Origin of the sequence: Streptomyces sp. NBC_01439, assembly GCF_036227605.1 — a bacterium.
Lineage (GTDB): Bacteria > Actinomycetota > Actinomycetes > Streptomycetales > Streptomycetaceae > Streptomyces.
The window spans coordinates 5,923,644-5,944,311 of sequence record NZ_CP109487.1; the positions used below are offsets into that span (position 1 = coordinate 5,923,644).

The 20,668-nt window shown below is 69.2% G+C and carries 24 protein-coding genes, 1 tRNA gene, 1 pseudogene and 1 riboswitch; of the genes and pseudogenes, 16 read left to right on the forward strand and 10 right to left on the reverse strand.

From position 1 onward, the window contains the following. Positions 1-7: 7 nt before the first annotated feature. Positions 8-316 (reverse strand): hypothetical protein, encoded by a 309-nt coding sequence (locus OG207_RS26715; protein WP_329101555.1) that lies wholly within the window; start codon positions 314-316, stop codon positions 8-10. 472 nt (positions 317-788) lie between these two features. Here OG207_RS26715 and OG207_RS26720 point away from each other — a divergent pair, with 472 nt between their 5' ends. Both OG207_RS26720 and OG207_RS26725 read left to right on the forward strand, forming a co-directional pair. Further along, the gene (locus OG207_RS26720; RefSeq protein ID WP_329107904.1) at positions 789-3,143 is read left to right on the forward strand and encodes an immune inhibitor A domain-containing protein; all 2,355 of its coding nucleotides are present in this window, start codon (positions 789-791) and stop codon (positions 3,141-3,143) included. Between the two features lie 112 nt (positions 3,144-3,255). After that, entirely contained in the window at positions 3,256-3,558 is a 303-nt protein-coding gene (locus OG207_RS26725) for a hypothetical protein (protein WP_329101557.1), read from the forward strand. An 8-nt stretch (positions 3,559-3,566) separates the two neighbouring features. Here the strand turns inward: OG207_RS26725 and OG207_RS26730 are convergent, their stop codons facing one another. Further along, positions 3,567-4,172: an isochorismatase family protein gene (locus tag OG207_RS26730; RefSeq protein ID WP_329101559.1), complete on the reverse strand. Its 606-nt coding sequence runs from the start codon at positions 4,170-4,172 to the stop codon at positions 3,567-3,569. Positions 4,173-4,492: 320 nt separating this feature from the next. Then, a complete protein-coding gene (locus OG207_RS26735; protein WP_329101562.1) occupies positions 4,493-5,821 on the reverse strand; it encodes a nicotinate phosphoribosyltransferase in 1,329 nt (442 codons plus the stop codon). 108 nt (positions 5,822-5,929) lie between these two features. Between OG207_RS26735 and clpS the strand changes: the two genes are divergently transcribed. The 7 genes from clpS to OG207_RS26770 all read left to right on the forward strand — a co-directional run bounded on the left by clpS (position 5,930) and on the right by OG207_RS26770 (position 10,629). Then, on the forward strand, positions 5,930-6,244 hold the full coding sequence (clpS, locus tag OG207_RS26740; protein ID WP_030010601.1) for an ATP-dependent Clp protease adapter ClpS: 315 nt from the start codon (positions 5,930-5,932) through the stop codon (positions 6,242-6,244). After that, on the forward strand, positions 6,244-6,846 hold the full coding sequence (locus tag OG207_RS26745) for a DUF2017 domain-containing protein (RefSeq protein ID WP_329101564.1): 603 nt from the start codon (positions 6,244-6,246) through the stop codon (positions 6,844-6,846). The genes clpS and OG207_RS26745 overlap by 1 nt, the downstream gene beginning before the upstream one ends. Positions 6,847-7,164: 318 nt before the next feature. Beyond that, the gene (locus tag OG207_RS26750; RefSeq protein WP_329101566.1) at positions 7,165-8,619 is read left to right on the forward strand and encodes an amino acid permease; all 1,455 of its coding nucleotides are present in this window, start codon (positions 7,165-7,167) and stop codon (positions 8,617-8,619) included. Positions 8,620-8,702: 83 nt separating this feature from the next. Further along, positions 8,703-9,125 carry a Mov34/MPN/PAD-1 family protein gene (locus OG207_RS26755; RefSeq protein WP_150257610.1) on the forward strand — a complete coding sequence of 141 codons (423 nt, stop codon included), beginning with the start codon at positions 8,703-8,705 and terminating at the stop codon, positions 9,123-9,125. A gap of 77 nt (positions 9,126-9,202) precedes the next feature. Beyond that, positions 9,203-9,310: a putative leader peptide gene (locus OG207_RS26760; RefSeq protein WP_314252769.1), complete on the forward strand. Its 108-nt coding sequence runs from the start codon at positions 9,203-9,205 to the stop codon at positions 9,308-9,310. A gap of 90 nt (positions 9,311-9,400) precedes the next feature. Beyond that, positions 9,401-9,679 (forward strand): MoaD/ThiS family protein, encoded by a 279-nt coding sequence (locus OG207_RS26765; protein WP_030010597.1) that lies wholly within the window; start codon positions 9,401-9,403, stop codon positions 9,677-9,679. After that, positions 9,679-10,629: a PLP-dependent cysteine synthase family protein gene (locus tag OG207_RS26770; protein WP_329101569.1), complete on the forward strand. Its 951-nt coding sequence runs from the start codon at positions 9,679-9,681 to the stop codon at positions 10,627-10,629. The genes OG207_RS26765 and OG207_RS26770 overlap by 1 nt, the downstream gene beginning before the upstream one ends. A 179-nt stretch (positions 10,630-10,808) precedes the next feature. Here OG207_RS26770 and OG207_RS26775 read toward each other — a convergent pair whose 3' ends face one another. Together OG207_RS26775 and OG207_RS26780 are read right to left on the reverse strand one after the other, a co-directional pair. Then, positions 10,809-11,171 carry a DUF488 domain-containing protein gene (locus OG207_RS26775; RefSeq protein WP_329101571.1) on the reverse strand — a complete coding sequence of 121 codons (363 nt, stop codon included), beginning with the start codon at positions 11,169-11,171 and terminating at the stop codon, positions 10,809-10,811. Continuing rightward, positions 11,168-11,587: a hypothetical protein gene (locus OG207_RS26780; protein ID WP_329101573.1), complete on the reverse strand. Its 420-nt coding sequence runs from the start codon at positions 11,585-11,587 to the stop codon at positions 11,168-11,170. Before OG207_RS26780 ends, OG207_RS26775 begins: the two co-directional genes overlap by 4 nt. A 195-nt stretch (positions 11,588-11,782) precedes the next feature. On the opposite strand from OG207_RS26780, the gene OG207_RS26785 reads away from it, so the two are divergent. Continuing rightward, on the forward strand, positions 11,783-12,535 hold the full coding sequence (locus OG207_RS26785; RefSeq protein ID WP_329101575.1) for an MBL fold metallo-hydrolase: 753 nt from the start codon (positions 11,783-11,785) through the stop codon (positions 12,533-12,535). A 74-nt stretch (positions 12,536-12,609) separates the two neighbouring features. Here OG207_RS26785 and OG207_RS26790 read toward each other — a convergent pair whose 3' ends face one another. Continuing rightward, a complete protein-coding gene (locus tag OG207_RS26790) occupies positions 12,610-13,887 on the reverse strand; it encodes a PTS transporter subunit EIIC (RefSeq protein ID WP_402696585.1) in 1,278 nt (425 codons plus the stop codon). Between the two features lie 261 nt (positions 13,888-14,148). Continuing rightward, positions 14,149-15,453: a PTS transporter subunit EIIC gene (locus OG207_RS26795; RefSeq protein WP_329101577.1), complete on the reverse strand. Its 1,305-nt coding sequence runs from the start codon at positions 15,451-15,453 to the stop codon at positions 14,149-14,151. A 218-nt stretch (positions 15,454-15,671) separates the two neighbouring features. Here OG207_RS26795 and OG207_RS26800 point away from each other — a divergent pair. The 4 genes and pseudogenes from OG207_RS26800 to rdgB form a co-directional block, all read left to right on the forward strand. After that, a pseudogene (locus OG207_RS26800) lies at positions 15,672-15,914 on the forward strand (glucose PTS transporter subunit EIIB); the annotation flags it as partial. A gap of 112 nt (positions 15,915-16,026) precedes the next feature. Further along, on the forward strand, positions 16,027-16,752 hold the full coding sequence (gene rph / locus OG207_RS26805) for a ribonuclease PH (protein WP_030009028.1): 726 nt from the start codon (positions 16,027-16,029) through the stop codon (positions 16,750-16,752). A gap of 105 nt (positions 16,753-16,857) precedes the next feature. After that, positions 16,858-17,238 carry a hypothetical protein gene (locus OG207_RS26810; RefSeq protein WP_329101578.1) on the forward strand — a complete coding sequence of 127 codons (381 nt, stop codon included), beginning with the start codon at positions 16,858-16,860 and terminating at the stop codon, positions 17,236-17,238. Between the two features lie 16 nt (positions 17,239-17,254). Next, positions 17,255-17,869: an RdgB/HAM1 family non-canonical purine NTP pyrophosphatase gene (gene rdgB, locus OG207_RS26815; protein WP_030009030.1), complete on the forward strand. Its 615-nt coding sequence runs from the start codon at positions 17,255-17,257 to the stop codon at positions 17,867-17,869. An 89-nt stretch (positions 17,870-17,958) separates the two neighbouring features. On the opposite strand, the gene OG207_RS26820 is transcribed toward rdgB, so the two are convergent. From OG207_RS26820 to bcp, 3 genes are all read right to left on the reverse strand, one after another. Next, positions 17,959-18,042 (reverse strand) — tRNA-Leu (locus OG207_RS26820). 43 nt (positions 18,043-18,085) lie between these two features. After that, positions 18,086-19,096, reverse strand: coding sequence for an HNH endonuclease signature motif containing protein (locus tag OG207_RS26825; protein ID WP_329101579.1), 1,011 nt, complete (start codon positions 19,094-19,096; stop codon positions 18,086-18,088). Between the two features lie 150 nt (positions 19,097-19,246). After that, positions 19,247-19,714, reverse strand: a complete 468-nt coding sequence (bcp, locus tag OG207_RS26830) for a thioredoxin-dependent thiol peroxidase (protein ID WP_030009033.1) — start codon at positions 19,712-19,714, stop codon at positions 19,247-19,249. A gap of 107 nt (positions 19,715-19,821) precedes the next feature. On the opposite strand from bcp, the gene OG207_RS26835 reads away from it, so the two are divergent. After that, entirely contained in the window at positions 19,822-20,142 is a 321-nt protein-coding gene (locus OG207_RS26835; RefSeq protein WP_329107909.1) for a DUF3618 domain-containing protein, read from the forward strand. 43 nt (positions 20,143-20,185) lie between these two features. After that, positions 20,186-20,527 (forward strand): GroES family chaperonin, encoded by a 342-nt coding sequence (locus OG207_RS26840; RefSeq protein ID WP_030009035.1) that lies wholly within the window; start codon positions 20,186-20,188, stop codon positions 20,525-20,527. A 54-nt stretch (positions 20,528-20,581) separates the two neighbouring features. Continuing rightward, positions 20,582-20,652: riboswitch (guanidine-III (ykkC-III) riboswitch) on the forward strand. Positions 20,653-20,668: the final 16 nt, after the last annotated feature.

Sequence of the window (20,668 nt, forward strand, 5' to 3'; positions counted from 1 at the left end):
TCAACCGTCAGTGGTGTACGGGGTGTTCGGCCGTCGCCGCCGGCCGGGACTCGGACGCCCGGACGGCCCCTGTCGCGCCCTCCTCGGCCGCGGGTCCACCGGCGGACGCGGAGGCCCCCGTGCGCCCCGCGTGGCGGCCGCGGCGCCGCGGGACGGGAACGGTGAGCGCGACGAGCAGACCCAGGGCGAGCGCGGCGGCGGAGATGACCGCGACGCCGAGCCCGGTGCTCGTCTGCGAGAGCAGCAGCATGGCGATCGTCGACACGACGACCGTGGCGGACCCGTACGCGAGCTGTGCGACAGTCGGACGCGGCATGGCGATATCCGTCCTCGGTGAGGGGAGGGGGAGTCGGCTCAACCAGTTCGCGCGTCAAGTGACTCTATGACGGGAGATGCCCGAGTCGGACCGCTGGTAAGCGTGACCTAACACACGGTGCCGGAGCACGGGGGGCGCACGGGATCATTTTCCGGGCGACGGCAGGGGGAGAAAGGGGGACGGGACGGACCACTCGCGCGGTCGTGAAGGACCCTTCGCCCCGTATGGCTGTGGAACGTCCGGATAGCGGAACTCCCCGACCGCATAGTGCAGTTGTAAGGGACAAGTCAAGGTCTGTCTTTTCTTGCTTCCCTCCGGTCAAATGTCGTCACTTGAGACGCGCGCCGCGCGGAACCCCCCGCTCCTATGGAGAAGTTCCGACCAACGTTGCGGCCGCGGGAGGGGAACACATCAAGTGACCAGCAATTCCGCCAGACGGCGTGCGATACGCGCTGCCGCCGTCACCGTGACCATGGCCGCTTGTGCGACAAGCGCCACCTTCTTCACCGTCACCGCGGCTCAGGCCGAGGGCAAGGCTCCGGCCGCCCCGGCGGCCGACCGGCAGGACCCGACCTCGCCGTCCAAGGTCGTCGAGCACGACCTCAAGGGCCCCTTCAGCGACCAGCAGGCCAAGCAGCGCGCGGCCGCCCTGGACCAGGTCCTGACCGGCAAGAAGGGCGTCGAGCAGCGCGGCGCCTCCAAGGTCGTCAAGCTGGACGACAAGAAGTACGTCGAGCTCGGCCGCGAGAAGACCGACAAGATCTTCACGATCCTCGTCGAGTTCGGCGACCAGGTCGACAACACGACCATGTTCGACCCGGACGGCCCGGGCCCCAAGCCCGAGGTCCCCAAGTACGGCGGTACCCCCGGTCCGCTGCACAACCAGATCGCCCAGCCGGACCGTGCCAAGGACAACAGCACGGCCTGGCGCAAGGACTTCAGCCGCCAGTACTTCCAGGACCTGTACTTCGCCACGGGTCAGGGCAAGGACTCGCTGAAGACGTACTACGAGAAGACCTCCTCGGGCCGTTACTCGGTCGAGGGCGAGGTCGCCGACTGGGTCAAGGTCCCGTACAACGAGGGCCGTTACGGCTCCAACTACTGCGGCCAGACCAACTGCTCCAACGTGTGGGACACCGTCAAGGACGGCGTCACCGCATGGTCGGAGGCCCAGAAGAAGGCCGGCAAGACCGACGCGCAGATCAAGGCGCAGCTGTCCCAGTACGACCAGTGGGACCGCTACGACTTCGACAACGACGGCAACTTCAACGAGCCCGACGGCTACATCGACCACTTCCAGATCGTCCACGCGGGCGAGGACGAGTCGGCCGGTGGCGGCGTGCAGGGCACGACCGCGCTGTGGGCGCACCGCTGGTACGCCTACGGCACCGCGGCGGGCAAGACCGGCCCGGACAACAACAAGGCCGGCGGCACCCAGATCGGCACCACCGGCATCTGGGTCGGCGACTACACGATGCAGCCCGAGAACGGCGGCCTCGGCGTCTTCGCGCACGAGTACGGTCACGACCTCGGTCTGCCGGACCTCTACGACACCACCGGTGGCGGCGACAACAGCGTCGGCTTCTGGTCCCTGATGTCGGCCGGTTCCTGGCTCGGCAAGGGCAAGGACTCCATCGGCGACACCCCGGGCGACATGACCGCCTGGGACAAGCTCCAGCTGGGCTGGCTGAACTACGACACGGCCAAGGCCGCGACGAAGTCCACCCACAAGCTGGGCGTGTCGGCGTTCAACACCAAGGACAAGCAGGCGCTCGTCGTCGAGCTGCCGAAGAAGCAGGTCAAGACCGAGGTCGTCAAGCCGGCCGAGGGCTCCACCCAGTGGTGGAGCAACATGGGTGACGACCTCAAGAACACCCTGACCCGCTCCGTCGACCTGACGGGCAAGAAGTCCGCCGCCCTGTCCCTCAAGGGCTGGTGGGACATCGAGGCCGACTACGACTACCTCTACACCGAGGTGTCCACGGACGGCGGCGCCACCTGGACCGCGCTGGCCGGCACCGCCGACGGCACGGCCCTCCCGGTCGACGCCTCCGGCAGCCCGTCGCTCACCGGTGTCTCGGGCGCCTGGAAGAACCTGAACTTCCCGCTCGACGCCTACGCGGGCAAGAAGGTCGACCTCCGCTTCCGCTACCAGACGGACGGCGGCGCGGGCGGCAAGGGCTTCACGGCCGACGCCATCTCCCTGACCGCGGACGGCTCCGCGCTGTTCACCGACGGCGCCGAGAACGGCGACAACGGCTGGACCGGCAAGGGCTTCTCGCGCATCGGCGCCGACTTCTCCAAGGAGTACGCGCAGCGCTACATCGCCGAGAACCGCCGTTACGTCTCGTACGACTCCACCCTCAAGGTGGGCCCGTACAACTTCGGCTTCGGCAACACCAAGCCGGACTGGGTCGAGCACTACCCGTACCAGGACGGTCTGCTCATCTGGCAGTGGGACACCAGCCAGAAGGACAACAACACCAGCGTCCACCCGGGCCAGGGCCTGATCCTGCCGATCGACGCCAACGCCAAGCCCATGAAGTGGGCGGACGGCACCCTGCTCCGCAACAAGATCCAGCCGTACGACGCCACCTTCAGCGCGTACTCGACGGATGCGATCACCCTGCACAAGAACGGCGAGGAGCTCTTCCTCAAGCCGAAGCCCGCGAACCTGGTCTTCGACGACCACAAGGGCAAGTACTACTACGACGAGAACCCGACCGGATCGGTGAAGGTCACTGACACCAACACCAAGATCAAGATCCTGAAGGAGACCTACGACGGTGAGGTCATGACCATCGAGGTCGGCCCCTCCTCGAAGTAACTCGGCAAAACTGCAGGTCAAAGCATGATCGGCCGTCGCCCTCTAGCGGGCGGCGGCCGATCGCGTTTAGATGCCGAGTACGAGTGTCTTATTGACGGGGGAGATGACAGCCATGCCAGGCGGAGGTTTCGTGAGATTGCCGGGCGGCAGCGTGGTGGTGGCGCTCGTGCTGCCGAGGCCGTCCGGAGAAGGCGGAAACGTCCGTGTGCTGGTGCACGCCGCGAACCGGGCCCGCGCCCTGACCAGGCTGCGGAACCTCGGAATGCGGGCGGTGTACCTGCGGGGCAACGCGTACCCGCCGACCCCGGACGAGGTCACGGCCGTCCTGCACCATCCGGACGGCCTGCTGTGGCGCGGCGCCCCGGACCGGGCGCAGGAGCTCTGGCACCCCATCCGGGCCCTGCTGGGCACCTGAGTCCTGTCTTACGCGGTGCTCCGGTCGGCCGGACCGCCCACCAGGGTCACGCCGGCCGCACGGAGCTCGTCCAGGGCCCGTGCGGTCGTGTGCGGGGCCACGGCGGCGGTCAGGTCCAGCAGGACGCGGGCGGTGAAGCCGGCGCGTGCGGCGTCGAGGGCGGTGGCCCGCACGCAGTGGTCGGTGGCGATCCCGACCACGTCGACCTCGGTGACGTTCCGGTCCCGCAGCCACTGGCCGAGCGTCGTCCCGTTCTCGTCGGCGCCCTCGAATCCGCTGTACGCGGCCTCGTACGCGCCCTTGTCGAAGACGGCGGAGACGGCACCCGAGGCCACGGCGGGGGCGAAGTTCGGGTGGAAGCCCACGCCCTCGGTCCCGGCGACGCAGTGGACGGGCCAGGAGGTCTCGTAGTCCGGCTCGGCCGGCGGGTGCGCGAAGTGCGACCCCGGGTCGACGTGGTGGTCGCGGGTGGCGACGACGTGCCGGTAGGCGGGCGCGGCCTGGCCGATGTACTCGGTGACGGCGGCGGCGACGTCGGCTCCGCCGGTGACCGCGAGGCTGCCGCCCTCGCAGAAGTCGTTCTGTACGTCAACGACGATCAGTGCGCGGTGCATTTCGCGTGCCCTTCGGCTCGATGGTGTGCTGCGGCGGCTCCTGCGGGGGGCTCTTTCCCCACCCCGCCCCTTCCCACTGTGCTGCATGGCGGCTGCGCCGCGTGGGGGCTCTGCCCCCGGACCCCCGCGCCTCAAACGCCGGCGGGGCTGAGATTGCCCTGCGGGCAGTTCCGGCCGTGCCGGGCTGACGGCTCCGGCCGATCCAGCACGGTCTGGGGGTGCCTCCCAGCGGTAGCCGGGGGAGTGAGGGGCGCGGGCGCGGAGCGCTGTGGGGGTCGGGGGCGGAGCCCCCGTCCCTCCCGCCGGGCGTGCCCGCAGGGCTAGACGTACTCCGTGGGGATCACGGCCTCGCCGCGCGAGAGCTGCGTCGCCGAGAGCGGGAGCCCCGCGCGGGCAGCGCGGTGGCGGTCCCGTGCGGCCTCCAGCGGCTCGCGGGCGACCACCTCGCCGGCCTTGACCAGCTGGGTCAGGAGCTGGTGGTCGGCCAGGGCCGCCGGCACGGGCCCCACGCCGATCACCTCCGCCTCCGCCACCCCCTCCGCGTCCCGCCGCCGGGCCGCCCACTTGCGGCCGCCGATGGAGGTCTTGCCCCCCGTGGACTTCTTGGCCACCGGGGCCAGCGCCGCCTTCGGGTCCGCCGAGGTGGCCCGCGCCACCAGCTTGTAGACCATCGAGCACGTCGGGTGCCCGCTGCCGGTCACCAGCTGGGTGCCCACGCCGTACGTGTCCACCGGAGCCGCCGCCAGGGAGGCGATGGCGTACTCGTCGAGGTCCGAGGTGACCACGATCTTCGTCGAGGTCGCGCCCAGCTCGTCGAGCTGCTGCCGCACCCGGTGCGCCACGAGGAGCAGGTCTCCGGAGTCGATGCGGACCGCGCCCAGGTCGGTGCCCGCCACCTCGACGGCGGTCCGGACGGCCTCGGCGACGTCGTACGTGTCCACCAGCAGGGTGGTGCCCCGGCCCAGCGAGTCCACCTGGGCCGTGAAGGCGTCCCGCTCGCTGTCGTGGACCAGGGTGAAGGCGTGCGCGCTCGTGCCGACCGTCGGGATGCCGTACCGGAATCCGGCCGCCAGGTCCGAGGTCGAGGTGAAGCCGCCCACGTACGCGGCCCGCGACGCGGCGACGGCCGCCAGTTCGTGCGTGCGCCGGGCGCCCATCTCGATCAGCGGGCGTCCGCCCGCCGCCGAGGACATCCGGGAGGCGGCCGCGGCGATCGCCGAGTCGTGGTTCAGGATCGACAGGATCACGGTCTCCAGCAGCACGCACTCGGCGAAGCTGCCCTCCACCCGCAGGACGGGGGAACCGGGGAAGTAGACCTCCCCCTCCTGGTAGCCCCAGATGTCGCCGGAGAAGCGGTACGAGGCCAGCCAGTCCAGCGTCCGCATGTCGACGACGGCCCGCTCGCGCAGGAACTCCAGCACCGCGCCGTCGAAGCGGAAGTTCTCCACCGCGTCCAGCACCCGCCCGGTTCCGGCGATCACCCCGTAGCGGCGCCCCTCGGGCAGCCGCCGGGTGAACACCTCGAAGACCGAGCGTCGGTCGGCGGTGCCGTTGGCCAGGGCGGCCTGCAACATCGTGAGCTCGTAATGGTCCGTGAAGAGCGCTGTCGACGGCACGTCCACCGGCAGGCCCAGGTCCGCAGGGTTCATGGCTGGGATGCTAGCGCATATTTCGTCAAAGTGACGAGATGTAGGTGGCGATTGCTCGACCGAGCCGTTCGGCCCCTGTTTGGGCGGTGGTGCGGTCGAGGTGGCAGCATGGGACGAGTGAGTGTTGCTCCTGTTGAGATCGAACGCACCGAATCCGCCGAAGAGACCTTTGCGGTCCCCGAACCCGACGTCCCCTGGGTGACCCTGGTGCACAACGACCCGGTCAACCTCATGAGCTACGTGGCGTACGTGTTCCAGGCGTACTTCGGCTACTCGAAGGACGTGGCGCACAAGCTGATGCTCGACGTCCACCACAAGGGGCGGGCGGTCGTTTCGAGCGGCACCCGCGAAGAAATGGAGCGCGACGTGCAGGCCATGCACGGCTACGGCCTGTGGGCGACCCTCTCGCAGGACCGCAACTGATGGGCGGCACCTTCGAGTCCCTGAAGGGCGGCGGCGCCGCCATCGCGCTCGACGAGATCGAGATCTCGATCCTGCGCTCGCTGGCCGTCCAGCTGCTGGAACTGATCGGCCCCGGTGCGCCGGAGCCCGCCGAGGACGCCGACCCGCTCGCCGCGCTGTTCGCCGAGGGCCCCTCCGAGCCCCCGTCCGACCCGGCGTTGGCCCGGCTCTTCCCCGACGCGTACGGGGCCCCCGACGGGGCCGGCGACAAGGGTGTGGACCCCGAGGAGATCGCGGCCCGCTCCGCGGAGTTCCGCCGCTTCACCGAGAACGACCTGCGCGCCCGCAAGCGCGAGGACGCACTGGCGGTCGTGCGCAGCCTGGACGGGCTCACCCCGGCCGGCGACGGCGCGGCGGTGCTGGAGCTGTCCGGCGAGCTGTCGCTGCGCTGGCTCGGTGCGCTCAACGACCTGCGCCTGACCATCGCGGCCCGCCTCGAGATCACCGAGGACGACGAGAGCGCGGTGCTCTTCCGGCTGCCGGACGAGGACCCGCGCAAGCCGATGGTGATGGCCTACCTGTGGCTCGGCGGCCTCCAGGAAACCTTGATCGAAACGCTCTGAGAATCCTCAAGAGGGAACGTCGTTCGCTCAGCGGACGCTCAAATCCGGATAACGATCAGATCACCGCCATGCGGTGATCTGATCCGTTTCCGGTGCTTTGGGGTGATTTTTTGATGCCCTCCGCCACATTTCTCCCCCTCGGGCAGCCGTAAGCACGTGATAAATCTTCACGATCGCCGACGGGACGCCACCCATGTCCCCCGGCTCGCTTGGACCGGCTGACCGCCGGCGTGCAACTCCATCCGTATCCGGGGGGATCGAGGACCCGATCCGCAGCCAATGAAGGCGCGGGTCGGCGTGGAGAAAGGCGCACCAGACATGACCTCAGTGCAGGTCGAGCAGCACGACAAGACGCCCGGTGAGGGCGGAGCGGGCGAGGGCGGCGAGGGTTACCACCGCACGCTCGGAGCCCGTCAGATCCAGATGATCGCGATCGGCGGAGCCATCGGCACCGGCCTGTTCCTGGGCGCGGGCAAGGCGATCTCCAAGGCGGGCCCGAGCCTGATCCTGGCGTACGCCATCGCCGGCCTGGTCATCTTCTTCATCATGCGGGCCCTGGGCGAGCTGCTCATGTACCGGCCCGTCTCCGGTTCCTTCTCGGACTACGCCCGCGAGTTCCTGGGCCCGTTCTGGGGGTACGTCACCGGCTGGACCTACTGGCTGTTCTGGGTGGTCACCGGCATCACCGAGGTCACCGCGGCCGCGCAGTACATGTCGTACTGGACCCACGACAGCTTCCCGCAGTGGGCCTACGCGCTGATCTTCACGGTCATCCTCTACGCCGCCAACCTGATCTCCGTGAAGCTCTTCGGTGAGCTCGAGTTCTGGTTCTCCATGGTCAAGGTCACCGCCATCGTCGGCATGATCCTGATCTGCGCCGGCATCCTCACCATTGGCTTCTCCGACGCGGCCGACACCGCCACCGTCTCCAACCTGTGGAACGACGGCGGCTTCTTCCCCAAGGGCATCGGCGGCACGCTGATGACCCTGCAGATCGTGATGTTCGCCTTCCTCGCGGTCGAGCTCGTCGGCGTCACCGCCGGCGAGTCCAAGGACCCCGAGAAGACCCTGCCCAAGGCCATCAACACCGTGCCGTGGCGCATCGCCGTCTTCTACGTCGGCGCGCTCATCATGATCCTGTCGGTCGTCCCGTGGACGCACTTCCAGCCGGGCGTCTCGCCCTTCGTCGCCGCCTTCGAGCGCATGGGCCTGGGCATCGGCGCCGCGATCGTCAACTTCGTCGTGCTGACCGCCGCGCTGTCCTCCTGCAACTCGGGCATGTACTCCACCGGCCGCATGCTGCGCGACCTCGCGCTCAACGGCCAGGGCCCGAAGGTCTTCACCAAGCTCACCAAGAGCGGCACCCCGCTCATCGGCACCACCTTCTCCGCCGCGCTGATGCTGGTGGGCGTCTGGATCAACTACGTCGCCCCGGGCAAGGCCTTCGACTACGTCGTCTCCTTCGCCACCATCTCCGGCATGTGGGCCTGGATCATGATCCTGGTCTGCCAGATCCGCTACCGCGCCAAGGCCGACCGCGGCGAGCTGCCGCAGTCCGCGTTCCGCGCCCCCGGCGCCCCGTACACGAGCTGGTTCGCGCTGCTCTTCATCGGCATGGTCATCGTGATGATGGGCGCCGACAAGGACTCCCGCGTCTCGCTGTACTGCGCCCCGCTGTGGGGCCTGATCCTGGGCGTCTCCTACCTGGTCGCCAAGCGCCGCGGCCAGGACGGGGACACCTCCGTGAAGGTCTCGCTGAGCGTGGACGTCTGACGCCACGGACCCCCTGTCCAGCATCCGGGCCCCTGCGTACCGTTCCTCGGTACGCGGGGGCCCGTCTGCTTATCCTGTCGCTCATGCTGACCCTCACCCAGGCCCTGTACGACCAGATCGTCGAGCACGCCCGCCAGGACCACCCCGACGAGGCGTGCGGCGTCGTGGCCGGCCCGGCGGGCACCGACCGCCCCGAGCGGTTCGTCCCGATGCTCAACGCGGCCCGCTCGCCCACGTTCTACGAGTTTGACTCGAAGGACCTGCTGAAGCTCTACCGCGATCTGGACGACCGCGACGAGGAGCCGGTGATCGTCTACCACTCGCACACCGCGACCGAGGCGTACCCCTCGCGCACCGACGTCACGTACGCGAACGAGCCCGGCGCGCACTACGTGCTCGTCTCGACGGCGGACAAGGACGGCCTCGGCGAGTTCCAATTCCGCTCGTACCGGATCGTCGACGGAGTGATCACCGAGGAAGAAGTGCAGGTCGTCGACGCCTACTGACCAGTATGTGAGCGAAGAGCGTCCATGATGCGGGATCACACTCCAAACGGGGGACCGGGAATCGTTAACATGACCGCATGGTTTCCCACGACGTGAGCATCGAGACGCCCGGCAGGCTGCTGCTCGTGGCGCGGCTGCACGTCGACCTGTGCCGCCTCGCCAGCGCCATCTGTCCTGCGCTCTGAGCACCACAGCCCTTCCGCGCGGGGGGCCGACGAACCGCGCGCCGCACCTTCCCACGCTTCTCACGCACTCCCAGACGACTGGAGACAGCCATGGCCATCGAGGTCCGCATCCCCACCATCCTCCGCACCTACACCGAAGGCGAGAAGGCCGTCTCCGGTGAGGGCGCGACCCTCGCCGACCTCTTCGCGGACCTGGAGACCCGTCACAAGGGCATTGAGGAGCGCATTGTCGACGGCGGCCAGCTGCGCCGCTTCGTCAACGTCTACCTCAACGACGAGGACGTCCGCTTCCTCGACGGCATCTCCACCGCCCTCAAGGACGGCGACAGCGTCACCATCCTCCCGGCCGTGGCCGGCGGATCGAAGTAATGCGCTACGACTCCCCGCTGGCCGCGGTCGGCAACACGCCGCTGGTCCGGCTGCCGCGGCTGTCGCCCTCGGACGACGTCCGCATCTGGGCCAAGCTGGAGGACCGCAACCCGACCGGCTCGATCAAGGACCGCCCCGCGCTCCACATGGTCGAGCAGGCGGAGAAGGACGGCCGGCTGTACCCCGGCTGCACCATCCTGGAGCCCACCTCGGGCAACACCGGCATCTCGCTGGCGATGGCGGCCAAGCTCAAGGGCTACCGCATCGTGTGCGTGATGCCGGAGAACACCAGCCAGGAGCGGCGTGACCTGCTGGCCATGTGGGGAGCCGAGATCATCTCGTCGCCGGCCGCCGGCGGCTCGAACACCGCGGTCCGAGTGGCCAAGGAACTGGCCGCCGAGCACCCCGACTGGGTGATGCTCTACCAGTACGGCAACCCGGACAACGCGGGCGCCCACTACGCCACCACGGGCCCGGAGATCCTCACGGACCTCCCCTCCATCACCCACTTCGTGGCGGGCCTGGGCACCACCGGCACCCTCATGGGCGTCGGCCGCTACCTGCGCGAGAACGTGCCGGGCATCAAGATCGTTGCGGCCGAGCCGCGCTACGACGACCTGGTCTACGGACTGCGCAACCTGGACGAGGGCTTCGTACCGGAGCTCTACGACGCCTCCGTGCTCACCACCCGCTTCTCGGTGGGTTCCGCGGACGCCGTGACCCGCACCCGGGAGCTCCTCCAACTGGAGGGGATCTTCGCCGGCGTCTCCACGGGAGCCGCCTTGCACGCGGCGATCGGCGTCGGCCGCAAGGCGGTGGCCGCGGGCGAACCGGCGGACATCGTCTTCGTCGTGGCCGACGGCGGCTGGAAGTACCTGTCGACGGGCGTCTACACGGCCGCGACCACCGAGGAAGCCATCGAGGTCCTCCAGGGCCAACTCTGGGCGTAGCCCCTGCCGCGCCCCTGCCGCGCCCCTGCGGGGTCGCCCACGGGGGTACCGGGTGCGGCGCCGTTTCCCGGGCTCTGCCCGGACCCGGTCCTCAAACGCCGGACGGGCTGAAAGATCAGCCCCGCCGGGGTTCGAGGCGCGGAGTCCGGGGCGGAGCCCCCTGCAGCGGCGCCGCACTGCTAGTCGGACAGCAGCTCCGCGAGCACGGCCGCGTGGCTGGAGCCCGGGTCCTTGACCGCGGTCAGCAGGGTGAGCGGGCCCGCCGCAGCGAGCTCGCGCAGGCGACCGAGCTCCGCCACCGCCCCCGGCTCCGCCAGCTCCGCCTCGTACCGCTGCCGGAACTCCCGCGCCGAACCGCCGTCGTGGAACCACTTCCGCAGCTCCGTCGACGGCGTCACCGCCTTCGGCCACTCGTCCACTCCGGCCACCGCCTTCGCCAGGCCGCGCGGCCACAGCCGGTCCACGAGGACCCGCACCCCGTCCGCCGCCGGCTCCGGCGGGTCGTACACCCGCCGCAGGCGGATCACCGGTTTCCGCGTCACCGCGCGCCTCCCAGACCCTTGACCTCGTCCCACACCGCAGGGTCCAGCACCCCCATTCGGGTGCGGAACTCCCACAACGACACCTCCACCGGCCGGTCCGCCTCCAGGAAGCCCGCCCGGCCCTGCGCCCCGACCGTCCCCGGGGGCAGCGGGATCACCCCGGCCCGCCGGTCGTCGTACTTCCCGGTGATCCACGCGACCCGCGCCCGGTGGCCTCGTACCGAACCCACCGCGAGGACCAGGCACGTACGTCCGTCCGCCAGGGACCACAGCTCACCCGCCTTCGGGTGCGGCGGCGGACCGGTTCCGTGCGCCGGCGGCGTCCGGCGCGGCAGCCCGGAGCGGCCCCCGGCGACCAGCACCAGCAGCGCCACGGCCACCACCGCGGCCACCGCGGGCCACCAGGACGTGTCCATGCTTCGACCGTAGCGGCGCGGGAACGCCCCGGCACGGCAACGCCCGTACCCACCGTCGCTCCCCCGGGTGACAGCGCAGGTGATTCCCCCCACAACGGCCTGCCGCGGAGGAGCGACCGGACGTTTCGCGCCTTACGCTCGACGCACGCACGGCCCGCATTCCGTCCACGGACCGTCCTCGGAGGTTCACGCTCCATGAAGCTCACCGTCGTCGGCTGTTCGGGGTCGTTCCCTTCCGCGGAATCGGCCTGTTCGAGCTACCTCGTCGAGGCCGACGGCTTCCGGCTGCTCCTCGACATGGGCAACGGCGCCCTCGGCGAGCTCCAGCGACACATCGGCCTCTACGACCTCGACGCGATCTTCCTGAGCCACCTGCACGCCGACCACTGCATCGACATGTGCGCGTACTTCGTCGCCCGCTACTACCGGCACGAGGGCGGCCGCTGCGGCACCATCCCCGTCTACGGGCCCGAGGGCACCGAACGCCGCCTGACCACCGCCTACGACGACGTCCCCGACGAGCGCTCGATGAGCGAGGTCTTCGACTTCCGCACCCTGAAGTCCGGGACCTTCGAGATCGGCCCGCTCCAGATCCGCACCGAGCGGGTCTCCCACCCGGTCGAGGCGTACGGCATCCGCATCGAGCACGGCGGCCGCTCGCTCACGTACTCGGGGGACACCGGCACCTGCCCCGAGCTGGGCCTGCTCGCCGACGGCACCGACCTCTTCCTGTGCGAGTCCTCCTTCACGCACGGCAAGGAGGACATCCCGGGCCTCCACCTGAACGGCCGCCAGGCCGGCGAGTACGCGGCGGGCGGCGGCGTGGGGCAGCTCGTCCTCACCCACATCCCGCCGTGGACCGACCCCGACCAGAACCTCGCCGATGCCCGCGCGGTCTACGACGGGCCGGTCGACCTGGCGTACTCGGGCGCGGTCTACGAGGTCTGACGGCGCCACGACGACGAGGAGCCCCCGCCCTCCCTTCCGGGAGAGCGGGGGCTCCTTCGTTCGTACGGGACCGCCTACTTGGCCTCGGCCTTCAGCAGCTCGGCGAGCTCCTCGTCGGACTCGCGGCCCGGGGTGGGGAGGTTGAACTTGACGATCGCGAAGCGGAAGACGACGTAGTAGACCGCCGCGAAGCAGAGACCGACGCCCGCCAGCATCCAGGGCTTCTCCGCGATGCCCAGGTTCAGCAAGAAGTCGACGAGGCCGGCCGAGAAGCCGAAGCCGTCGCGCATCCCCAGGGCCCAGGTCAGGGCCAGGGAGATACCGGTCAGCACCGCGTGGATCGCGTAGAGCACCGGGGCGATGAACATGAAGGTGAACTCGATCGGCTCGGTCACACCGGTGACGAACGAGGTGAGCGCGAGGGAGAGCATCATGCCGCCGACGACCTTGCGGCGCTCGGGACGGGCGCAGTGGACGATCGCGAGGCAAGCCGCCGGGAGGGCGAACATCATGATCGGGAAGAAGCCGGTCATGAACTGTCCGGCGGTCGGGTCACCGGCGAGGAAGCGGCCGATGTCACCGTGGACGGCGCCGGTCGCGGTGTCGAAGGAGCCGGCCTGGAACCACGGGAAGGAGTTCAGCAGGTGGTGCATGCCGATCGGGATGAGCGCACGGTTGGCGACACCGAAGATGCCCGCGCCGACCGAACCGGAACCGACGAGCCACTCACCGAAGTTGTGCAGACCCGTACCGAGGACCGGCCAGATGAGACCGAAGACGATGCCGGCGAGCAGACCGGCGAGGGCGGAGAGGATCGGGACGAGGCGGCGGCCGCCGAAGAAGCCCGCCCAGTCCGGCAGCTTGGTCCGGTAGAACTTCTGGTAGAGCAGGGCCGTGATGATGCCCATCACGACACCGCCGAGGACACCCGCGTCGACCGTGGCGTCCACCAGGGCGACCTTGTGGTCGATGACCTTCTCGACCTTCGGAAGGTTGCCGTCGGTGAAGGTGGCGAGGACCTTCTTGAAGACCAGGTACCCGGTCACGGCGGCCAGCGCGGTGGAGCCGTCCGACTTCTTGGCGAAGCCGATGGCGATGCCCACGGCGAACAGCAGCGCCATGTTCTCGAGGATGGCGCCACCACCCGCGGCCATGTAGCCGGCGATCTTGGTGACGAACGTGGGGAAGACGTCGGCGTCGCCGAGCATGTCACCCGCACCCAGGCGGAGCAGGAGCGCGCCGGCAGGCAGCACGGCAACGGGGAGCATGAGGCTCCGGCCGATGCGCTGCATGACGGCCATCACGCCAGCGCCCTTCTTCTTTTCCGCCGAGGGGGCGGTAGCCGTGGACACAACTTCCTCCAGTGGGCAAGGCGACGCCAGAGGGAAACGGGGGACGGCGACGTCTCAGATACGGGGGTACGCGGGCTCAGACAGGCCCTCGTGGTCTACACCAATCCGTGGTGTAGACCAGTTGTAACACGGTGAGGGATAGATAAGGAACCTTCGATTTCCTGTGGCCTGGATCACAGTCCCGGGGGTATACCGAAGGGCCCCCGGATCGTGATCCAGGGGCCCTTGACGGACCGTGCGGTAACCCCGCCGGGCCCGGGCTCAAGCCTTGGTGGTCTCCGACTCCATCGCCGCGATCTCCTCGTCCGACTCCCGCCCCGGCGTCGCGAGGTCGAACTTCGTGATCGCGAAACGGAACACCACGTAGTAGACGAGCGCGAAGCACAGGCCGATCGGAATGATCAGCCAGGGCTTCGTCGCCAGGCTCCAGTTGATGACGTAGTCGATCAGACCCGCCGAGAAGCTGAAGCCGTCCTTGACCCCCAACCCCCACGACACCGCCATGGACACACCCGTCAGCACCGCGTGCACCGCGTACAGGGCGGGCGCGACGAAGAGGAAGGAGTACTCCAGCGGCTCGGTGATCCCGGTGACGAACGAGGTCAGGGCCACCGACAGCATCAGACCGCCGACCTCCTTGCGCCGCTGCGGCTTCGCGCAGTGCGTGATCGCCAGCGCCGCCGCCGGCAGCGCGAACATCATGATCGGGAAGAAGCCGGTCAGGAACAGACCCGCGGTCGGGTCGCCGTGCAGGAACATGTTGATGTCGCCGTGGTACGTCTTCCCGTCCGGCGCCGTGTACGACCCGAACTGGAACCAGATCGGCACGTTCAGGAACTGGTGCAGGCCGATCACCAGCAGCGCGCGGTTCGCCACGCCGAAGATGCCGCCGCCCCAAGCACCCAGCCCGCGAAGCCAGTCGGAGAAGCTCTCCAGCGCGTCCCCGACCGGCGGCCAGACCCACAGGCAGAGCGCGGCGAAAGCGATCGCGACGAAGGACATCACGATCGGGACCAGCCGCCGGCCGTTGAAGAAGCCGAGCCAGTCCACCAGCTTCACCCGGTGGTACCGCTGCCAGAAATAGGCCGCCAGAAGGCCCATGATGATGCCGCCGAAAACCCCGGGGTTCTGGTACGTGTACGCCACGAAGGTGTCGTTCGGCCCCAGGCAGCCGCCCCCGATGTCCTTGGTCCCCACGGGGCAGGCCTTCTGGAACGCGTGCAGCACCCCCCGGTAGACGAGGAAGCCCGCCGTGGCCGCGAGGGCGGTCGAACCGTCCGCCTTCTTCGCCATGCCGATGGCCACGCCGATGCAGAAGAGGAGGGGCAGGCCGAGATCGGGATCGAGCAGCGCCCCGCCGGCGCCCGCCATCACCTTGGCGACGTCCGTCCACTGCAGGCCGTCCGCGCCAAAGACGTCCGGCTGCCCCAGTCGCAACAGGATGCCTGCCGCAGGCAGTACGGCGATGGGGAGCTGAAGGCTCCGCCCCATCTTCTGCAGCCCCTGGAACAGGTTGTTCCGCCAATCCGATCGTGGCGCTGCTGCTGCGGAGCTGCTCGCGCTCATCGGCGTCCTCCCTGGCCGGCCCGTTTTGGCTGCCGCAACACTTGCGGCACACTGGTGTAGACCAGTTGTGGGCAGGTTGCTGCTGATCGTCATCATTCGGCAGGGGCCGGTCATGTGCCTGCATAGATGGGCCAATCGTGCGTTACCGTGACGAAGCGGACCGTGCAGGTGGGTAGCCACATACTGGCCGCCGAGACTCGTTCTTCGAAACACTCAGGGAGAAACACATGGCCACCAAGGCTGAGAAGATCGTCGCCGGGCTCGGCGGCATCGAGAACATCGAAGAGGTCGAGGGCTGCATCACCCGCCTGCGCACCGAGGTCATCAACCCCGACCTGGTCGACGAAGCCGCGCTCAAGGCCGCCGGCGCCCACGGCGTCGTCAAGATGGGCACCGCGATCCAGGTCGTCATCGGCACCGACGCCGACCCGATCGCCGCCGACATCGAAGACATGATGTGATCCGGACCCGCTAGCCAGGTCCCTGCAGACCCCTGCAGACCCCGTGCAGACCCCGTCCCGGAAGCCCCGGACGGGGTCTTCGCCTTCCCCCGCAGGGACTAGGCTCGGAGCCATGTCTCGCATTGACGGCCGTACGCCCGAACAGCTCCGCCCGGTCACCATCGAACGCGGATGGAGCAAGCACGCCGAGGGCTCCGTCCTCGTCTCCTTCGGAGACACCAAGGTCTTCTGCACCGCCTCCTTCACCGAAGGCGTCCCGCGCTGGCGCAAGGGCAGCGGCGAAGGCTGGGTCACCTCCGAGTACTCGATGCTGCCCCGCTCCACCAACACCCGCGGCGACCGCGAATCCGTCCGCGGCAAGATCGGCGGCCGCACCCACGAGATCTCCCGCCTGATCGGCCGCTCCCTGCGCGCCGTCATCGACTACAAAGCCCTCGGCGAGAACACCATCGTCCTGGACTGCGACGTCCTCCAGGCCGACGGCGGCACCCGCACCGCCGCCATCACCGGCGCCTACGTCGCCCTGGCCGACGCCGTCGCCTGGGGCCAGAAGAAGAAGTTCATCAAGGCCGGCCGCAAGCCGCTCACCGGCACCGTCGCCGCCGTCAGCGTCGGCATCGTCGACGGCGTCCCGCTCCTCGACCTCTGCTACGAGGAAGACGTGCGCGCCGAGACCGACATGAACGTGGTCTGCACCGGCGACGGCCGCTTCGTCGAGGTCCAGGGCACCGCCGAGGGCGAGCCCTTCGACCGCAAGGAACTGAACGCCCTCCTCGACCTCGCCGCCGGCGGCTGCGCGGACCTGGAAGCCATCCAGCGGGGCGCGCTCGAACTGTAGGCGGCAACCGCCGGGCCCGCCCCGGCGTCCAGGAAGATACGGGCGCACGGTCTCGAAGCCGTGCGCCCGTCCTCGTAGCGTCCAAACCCCCAGGGGGAGAACCGCATGAAGCTCCGCATAGCGGCCGTAGCCGTGGCCGCCGTACTCACCGTCCCGGCCCTGTCCGCCTGCGACGCGATCTCCACGGCGATGGACTGCGCGAACACGGCCGTGGCCATCACGGACGGCGCGAACGACCTCCAGCAGGCCGTTTCCCAAGCGGGCAACAGCCCCCAGGACGCCCAGAACGCGCTCAACCAGATCGAGTCGAACCTGAAGAAGATCGGCGACCAGACGGACAACACCGACCTGGGCAAGGCCATCGATTCGATGAACACGGCCGTCAAGAACGTCCGCGCCTCGATCGAGAGCGGCAACACCGCCCCGGACATCAGGCCGGTCGCGGACGCGGCGAGCGAGCTCTCCAAGGTCTGCACCCCGGGCTGACCCGGATAATGGCGGCATGACCTCGACGCCCAGCCGCCTCATCCTGGCCACCCGCAACGCGGGCAAAGTCTCCGAACTCCGCGCGATCCTGTCCGACGCCGGCCTGCCGCACGAGCTGGTCGGCGCGGACGCGTACCCCGAGATCCCGGACGTCAAGGAAACCGGCGTCACCTTCGCCGAGAACGCCCTCCTCAAGGCCCATGCCCTGGCCCGCGCCACCGGCCTCCCGGCGGTCGCCGACGACTCGGGACTCTGCGTGGACGTCCTGCACGGCGCCCCCGGCATCTTCTCGGCCCGCTGGGCCGGCACCCACGGCGACGACAAGGCCAACCTGGACCTGCTGCTGGCCCAGCTCGGTGACATCGCCGACGAGAACCGCGGGGCCCACTTCGCGTGCGCGGCGGCCCTGGCCCTCCCGGACGGCACCGAACGCGTCGTCGAGGGCCGCCTCCTCGGCACCCTCCGCCACACTCCGTCCGGCACCGGCGGCTTCGGCTACGACCCGATCCTCCAGCCGCAGGGCGACACCCGCACGTGCGCGGAACTGACCCCGGCGGAGAAGAACGCCATCTCCCACCGCGGCCAGGCCTTCCGCGCCCTGGTCCCCTTCGTCCGCGCCCTCCTGGGCTGAGTCCTGTCGATCCGGCGGGACGCCACTGGATCGCGAACGCTCGAAGGCCCCGTACGCGACAACTGCGTACGGGGCCTTCGGCATGGATGTGCGGTTGGGGGGACTCGAACCCCCACGGGTTTTACCCCACTTGGACCTAAACCAAGCGTGACTGCCAATTCCACCACAACCGCGACATGTTGCCCAATTCGGACATCTCGTCCGTTCGGGCTGCGCTCAGTCTACGGGGATGACCGTGGCCTTGGCACGACGGTTACGGCACCACGTGTCGGTCAGGGAGTGGCAGTTCGGGCACAGGTATCGGAGGTTCTCGCGATGGTTGTCGCGCCAGTCCCCATTGATGTGATCGATCTGGAGGGTGATCGGCTGTCCGCGCCACTCTCCGGTGTTGCCGCACTCTTCGCAAGCGTAGGGCACGCCGATCTCTTGCAGGGCTCGGTGCAGGCGGGGGCGGTGAACGCGTGATGCACCCTCGGGGAGCATGGTCAGGGTGGTGTCGGCGGTGCCGCTCCGCAAGTGTGTCGCCTGTGTGGTTGCCCAGGTGCGCCTCTTGAAGTGGCTGACTTCGAGTTCGAGCCGGGTCACCAGCCGCCGAACGCGTCGATGGTTCACGTCGTTGACCTGCAGGCCGAGAGCGCGCATCAGGTCCGCGTAGCTCAAGGCTCCCGGAACCGCTGCGCGCAGAGCGTCCTCGGAGATCATGACTCGCGTGTTCCGGAAATGGGTGGTGTCGATGTCGTGCGCCTTCAGCATCCTTCCCAAGGCGGCGCGGGAGCGACTGTCGTCCGGCACGCCCAGGGCGCGAGCCGTGCCGCGGACGCTGTCGGCGGAGGCCGCGGCTACCGCAAGCTCCTCCGTGGTGAACGGTAGCTCGACGCCGGCCCGTTGCATGCCGCGAAAATGGCTGATGTCGATGCCGGCGGCGGCTATGCGGCGGACGATGTGCGACAGGGTCCCCGTGGCGGGGGGCGCGCCGAGCTTGACCGCAACCTCACGCAGGGTGGTGGACGTCGCAGCCGCGGCGGCGATGGCCTCGTCGGGGTACTTGCGCCACGGACTTCGCTTCGCGAAATGGCTGGTGTCGATTCCGTAGGTGGTGACGCGCTCCTGCAGCATGCGGCGTCGCCCTCCGCTCTCCTTGAAGCCCAGGCGCCGCATCAGGTCGGCCCAGCCTCTCGACGCGGCCACTGCGGAGGCCAGGGTGTCGCGGTCGTGCGGGTCTCTCATGACGTGGGCCCTCCGTAGAGTTCGGCCGCGCGTGCGGCCCTCGTACGGAGCAGCGGCACCGGAAGGCGGACGGTTACGGGTCGATTCGTCCGATAAACGGAACGGCCCGCACCGGGTTGGTGCGGGCCGGTTCGGGAGCCGGGGCGGGGGTCAGAGGCCCAGGTCCTTGATGATCTTGGCTACGTGGCCCGTGGCCTTGACGTTGTAGAAGGCGTGTTCGACCTTGCCCTCCTCGTCGACCACCACCGTGGAGCGGATGACCCCGGTGACCGTCTTGCCGTACAGCTTCTTCTCGCCGTACGCGCCGTACGCCGTCAGCGTCTCCTTCTCCGGGTCGCTGACCAGGGTGACCTTCAGGTCCTCCTTCTCGCGGAACTTCGCCAGCTTCTCCGGCTTGTCCGGAGACACACCGATGACGTCGTAGCCGTGTCCCGTCAGGAAGGACAGGTTGTCCGTGAAATCGCAGGCTTGCTTGGTGCAGCCCGGGGTCAGCGCGGACGGGTAGAAGTAGACGATCACCTTGCGGCCCTTGTGGTCGGCGAGCGAGACCTCGTTGCCGTCCGCATCGGGCAGGGTGAAGGCGGGGGCGGTGTCGCCCGGCTGGAGTCGCTCGCTCATCGTGACACTCTCCTCGGGAGGGGATCGGTATGCCATGAGACTAAGCTGACAGACTGTTCATGGCGGACTACGCCCCACACGACCACGAGGACGACGGAGGCAGCGCGGTGCCGGAAGCCAGGACCCCCGCACAGATCGAGGCGGACATCGTCCGCCGCCGTGAGCAGCTCGCCGAGACGCTCGACGAGATCGGTGTGCGCATGCACCCGAAGACGATCATCGGGGACGCGAAGGCACGGGTCGCCTCGTCCGTCGACGAGACCGCCGGGCGGGCCTTCGCCGCGGTGAACCGGTTCGTGACGGATGTGCGGGACGGTCTGCGCCACGACGACGGGGCTCCGCGCGTCGACCGGATCGTGCCCGTCGCGCTGGTCGCGGTGAGCCTGGTCGGGCTGTTCGTGGTGTCGGCGCGCCGCAAGCGCGGATGACCCTGAGGGGTACGGGACGGGCGCGGGCAGGTAGGTTCGGGGCGTGAGCGAGAACACCACCCACGACAAGCTACCCATTCGCATGCTGCACGACCGCGTGCTCGTGAAGTCCGATCTGCCGGAGGGCGAGCGGCGCTCGGGCGGCGGCATCCTGATTCCCGCGACGGCCGCGGTGGGCAAGCGGCTGGCCTGGGCCGAGGTGGTCGCGGTCGGGCAGAACGTCCGGACGGTCGAGCCCGGTGACCGGGTGCTGTACGACCCCGAGGACCGTGCCGAGGTCGAGGTGCGCGGTGCGACGTACGTGCTGATGCGCGAGCGGGACCTGCACGCCGTGGCCGCGGAGCGACTGGAGGGGTCGGAGGACTCCACCGGGCTGTACCTCTGAGTCGCTGAGCAAGGGCTGGTGGCCCGGGTCACCAGCCCTTTTCGCGGCCTTTTCGCGGCTTTTTGCTACGGTGGGGGAGAACCCCGACGAGACGCGCCGTACCGGGTACGACAAGACGACGCACCCCGTACCGCTCGTCGT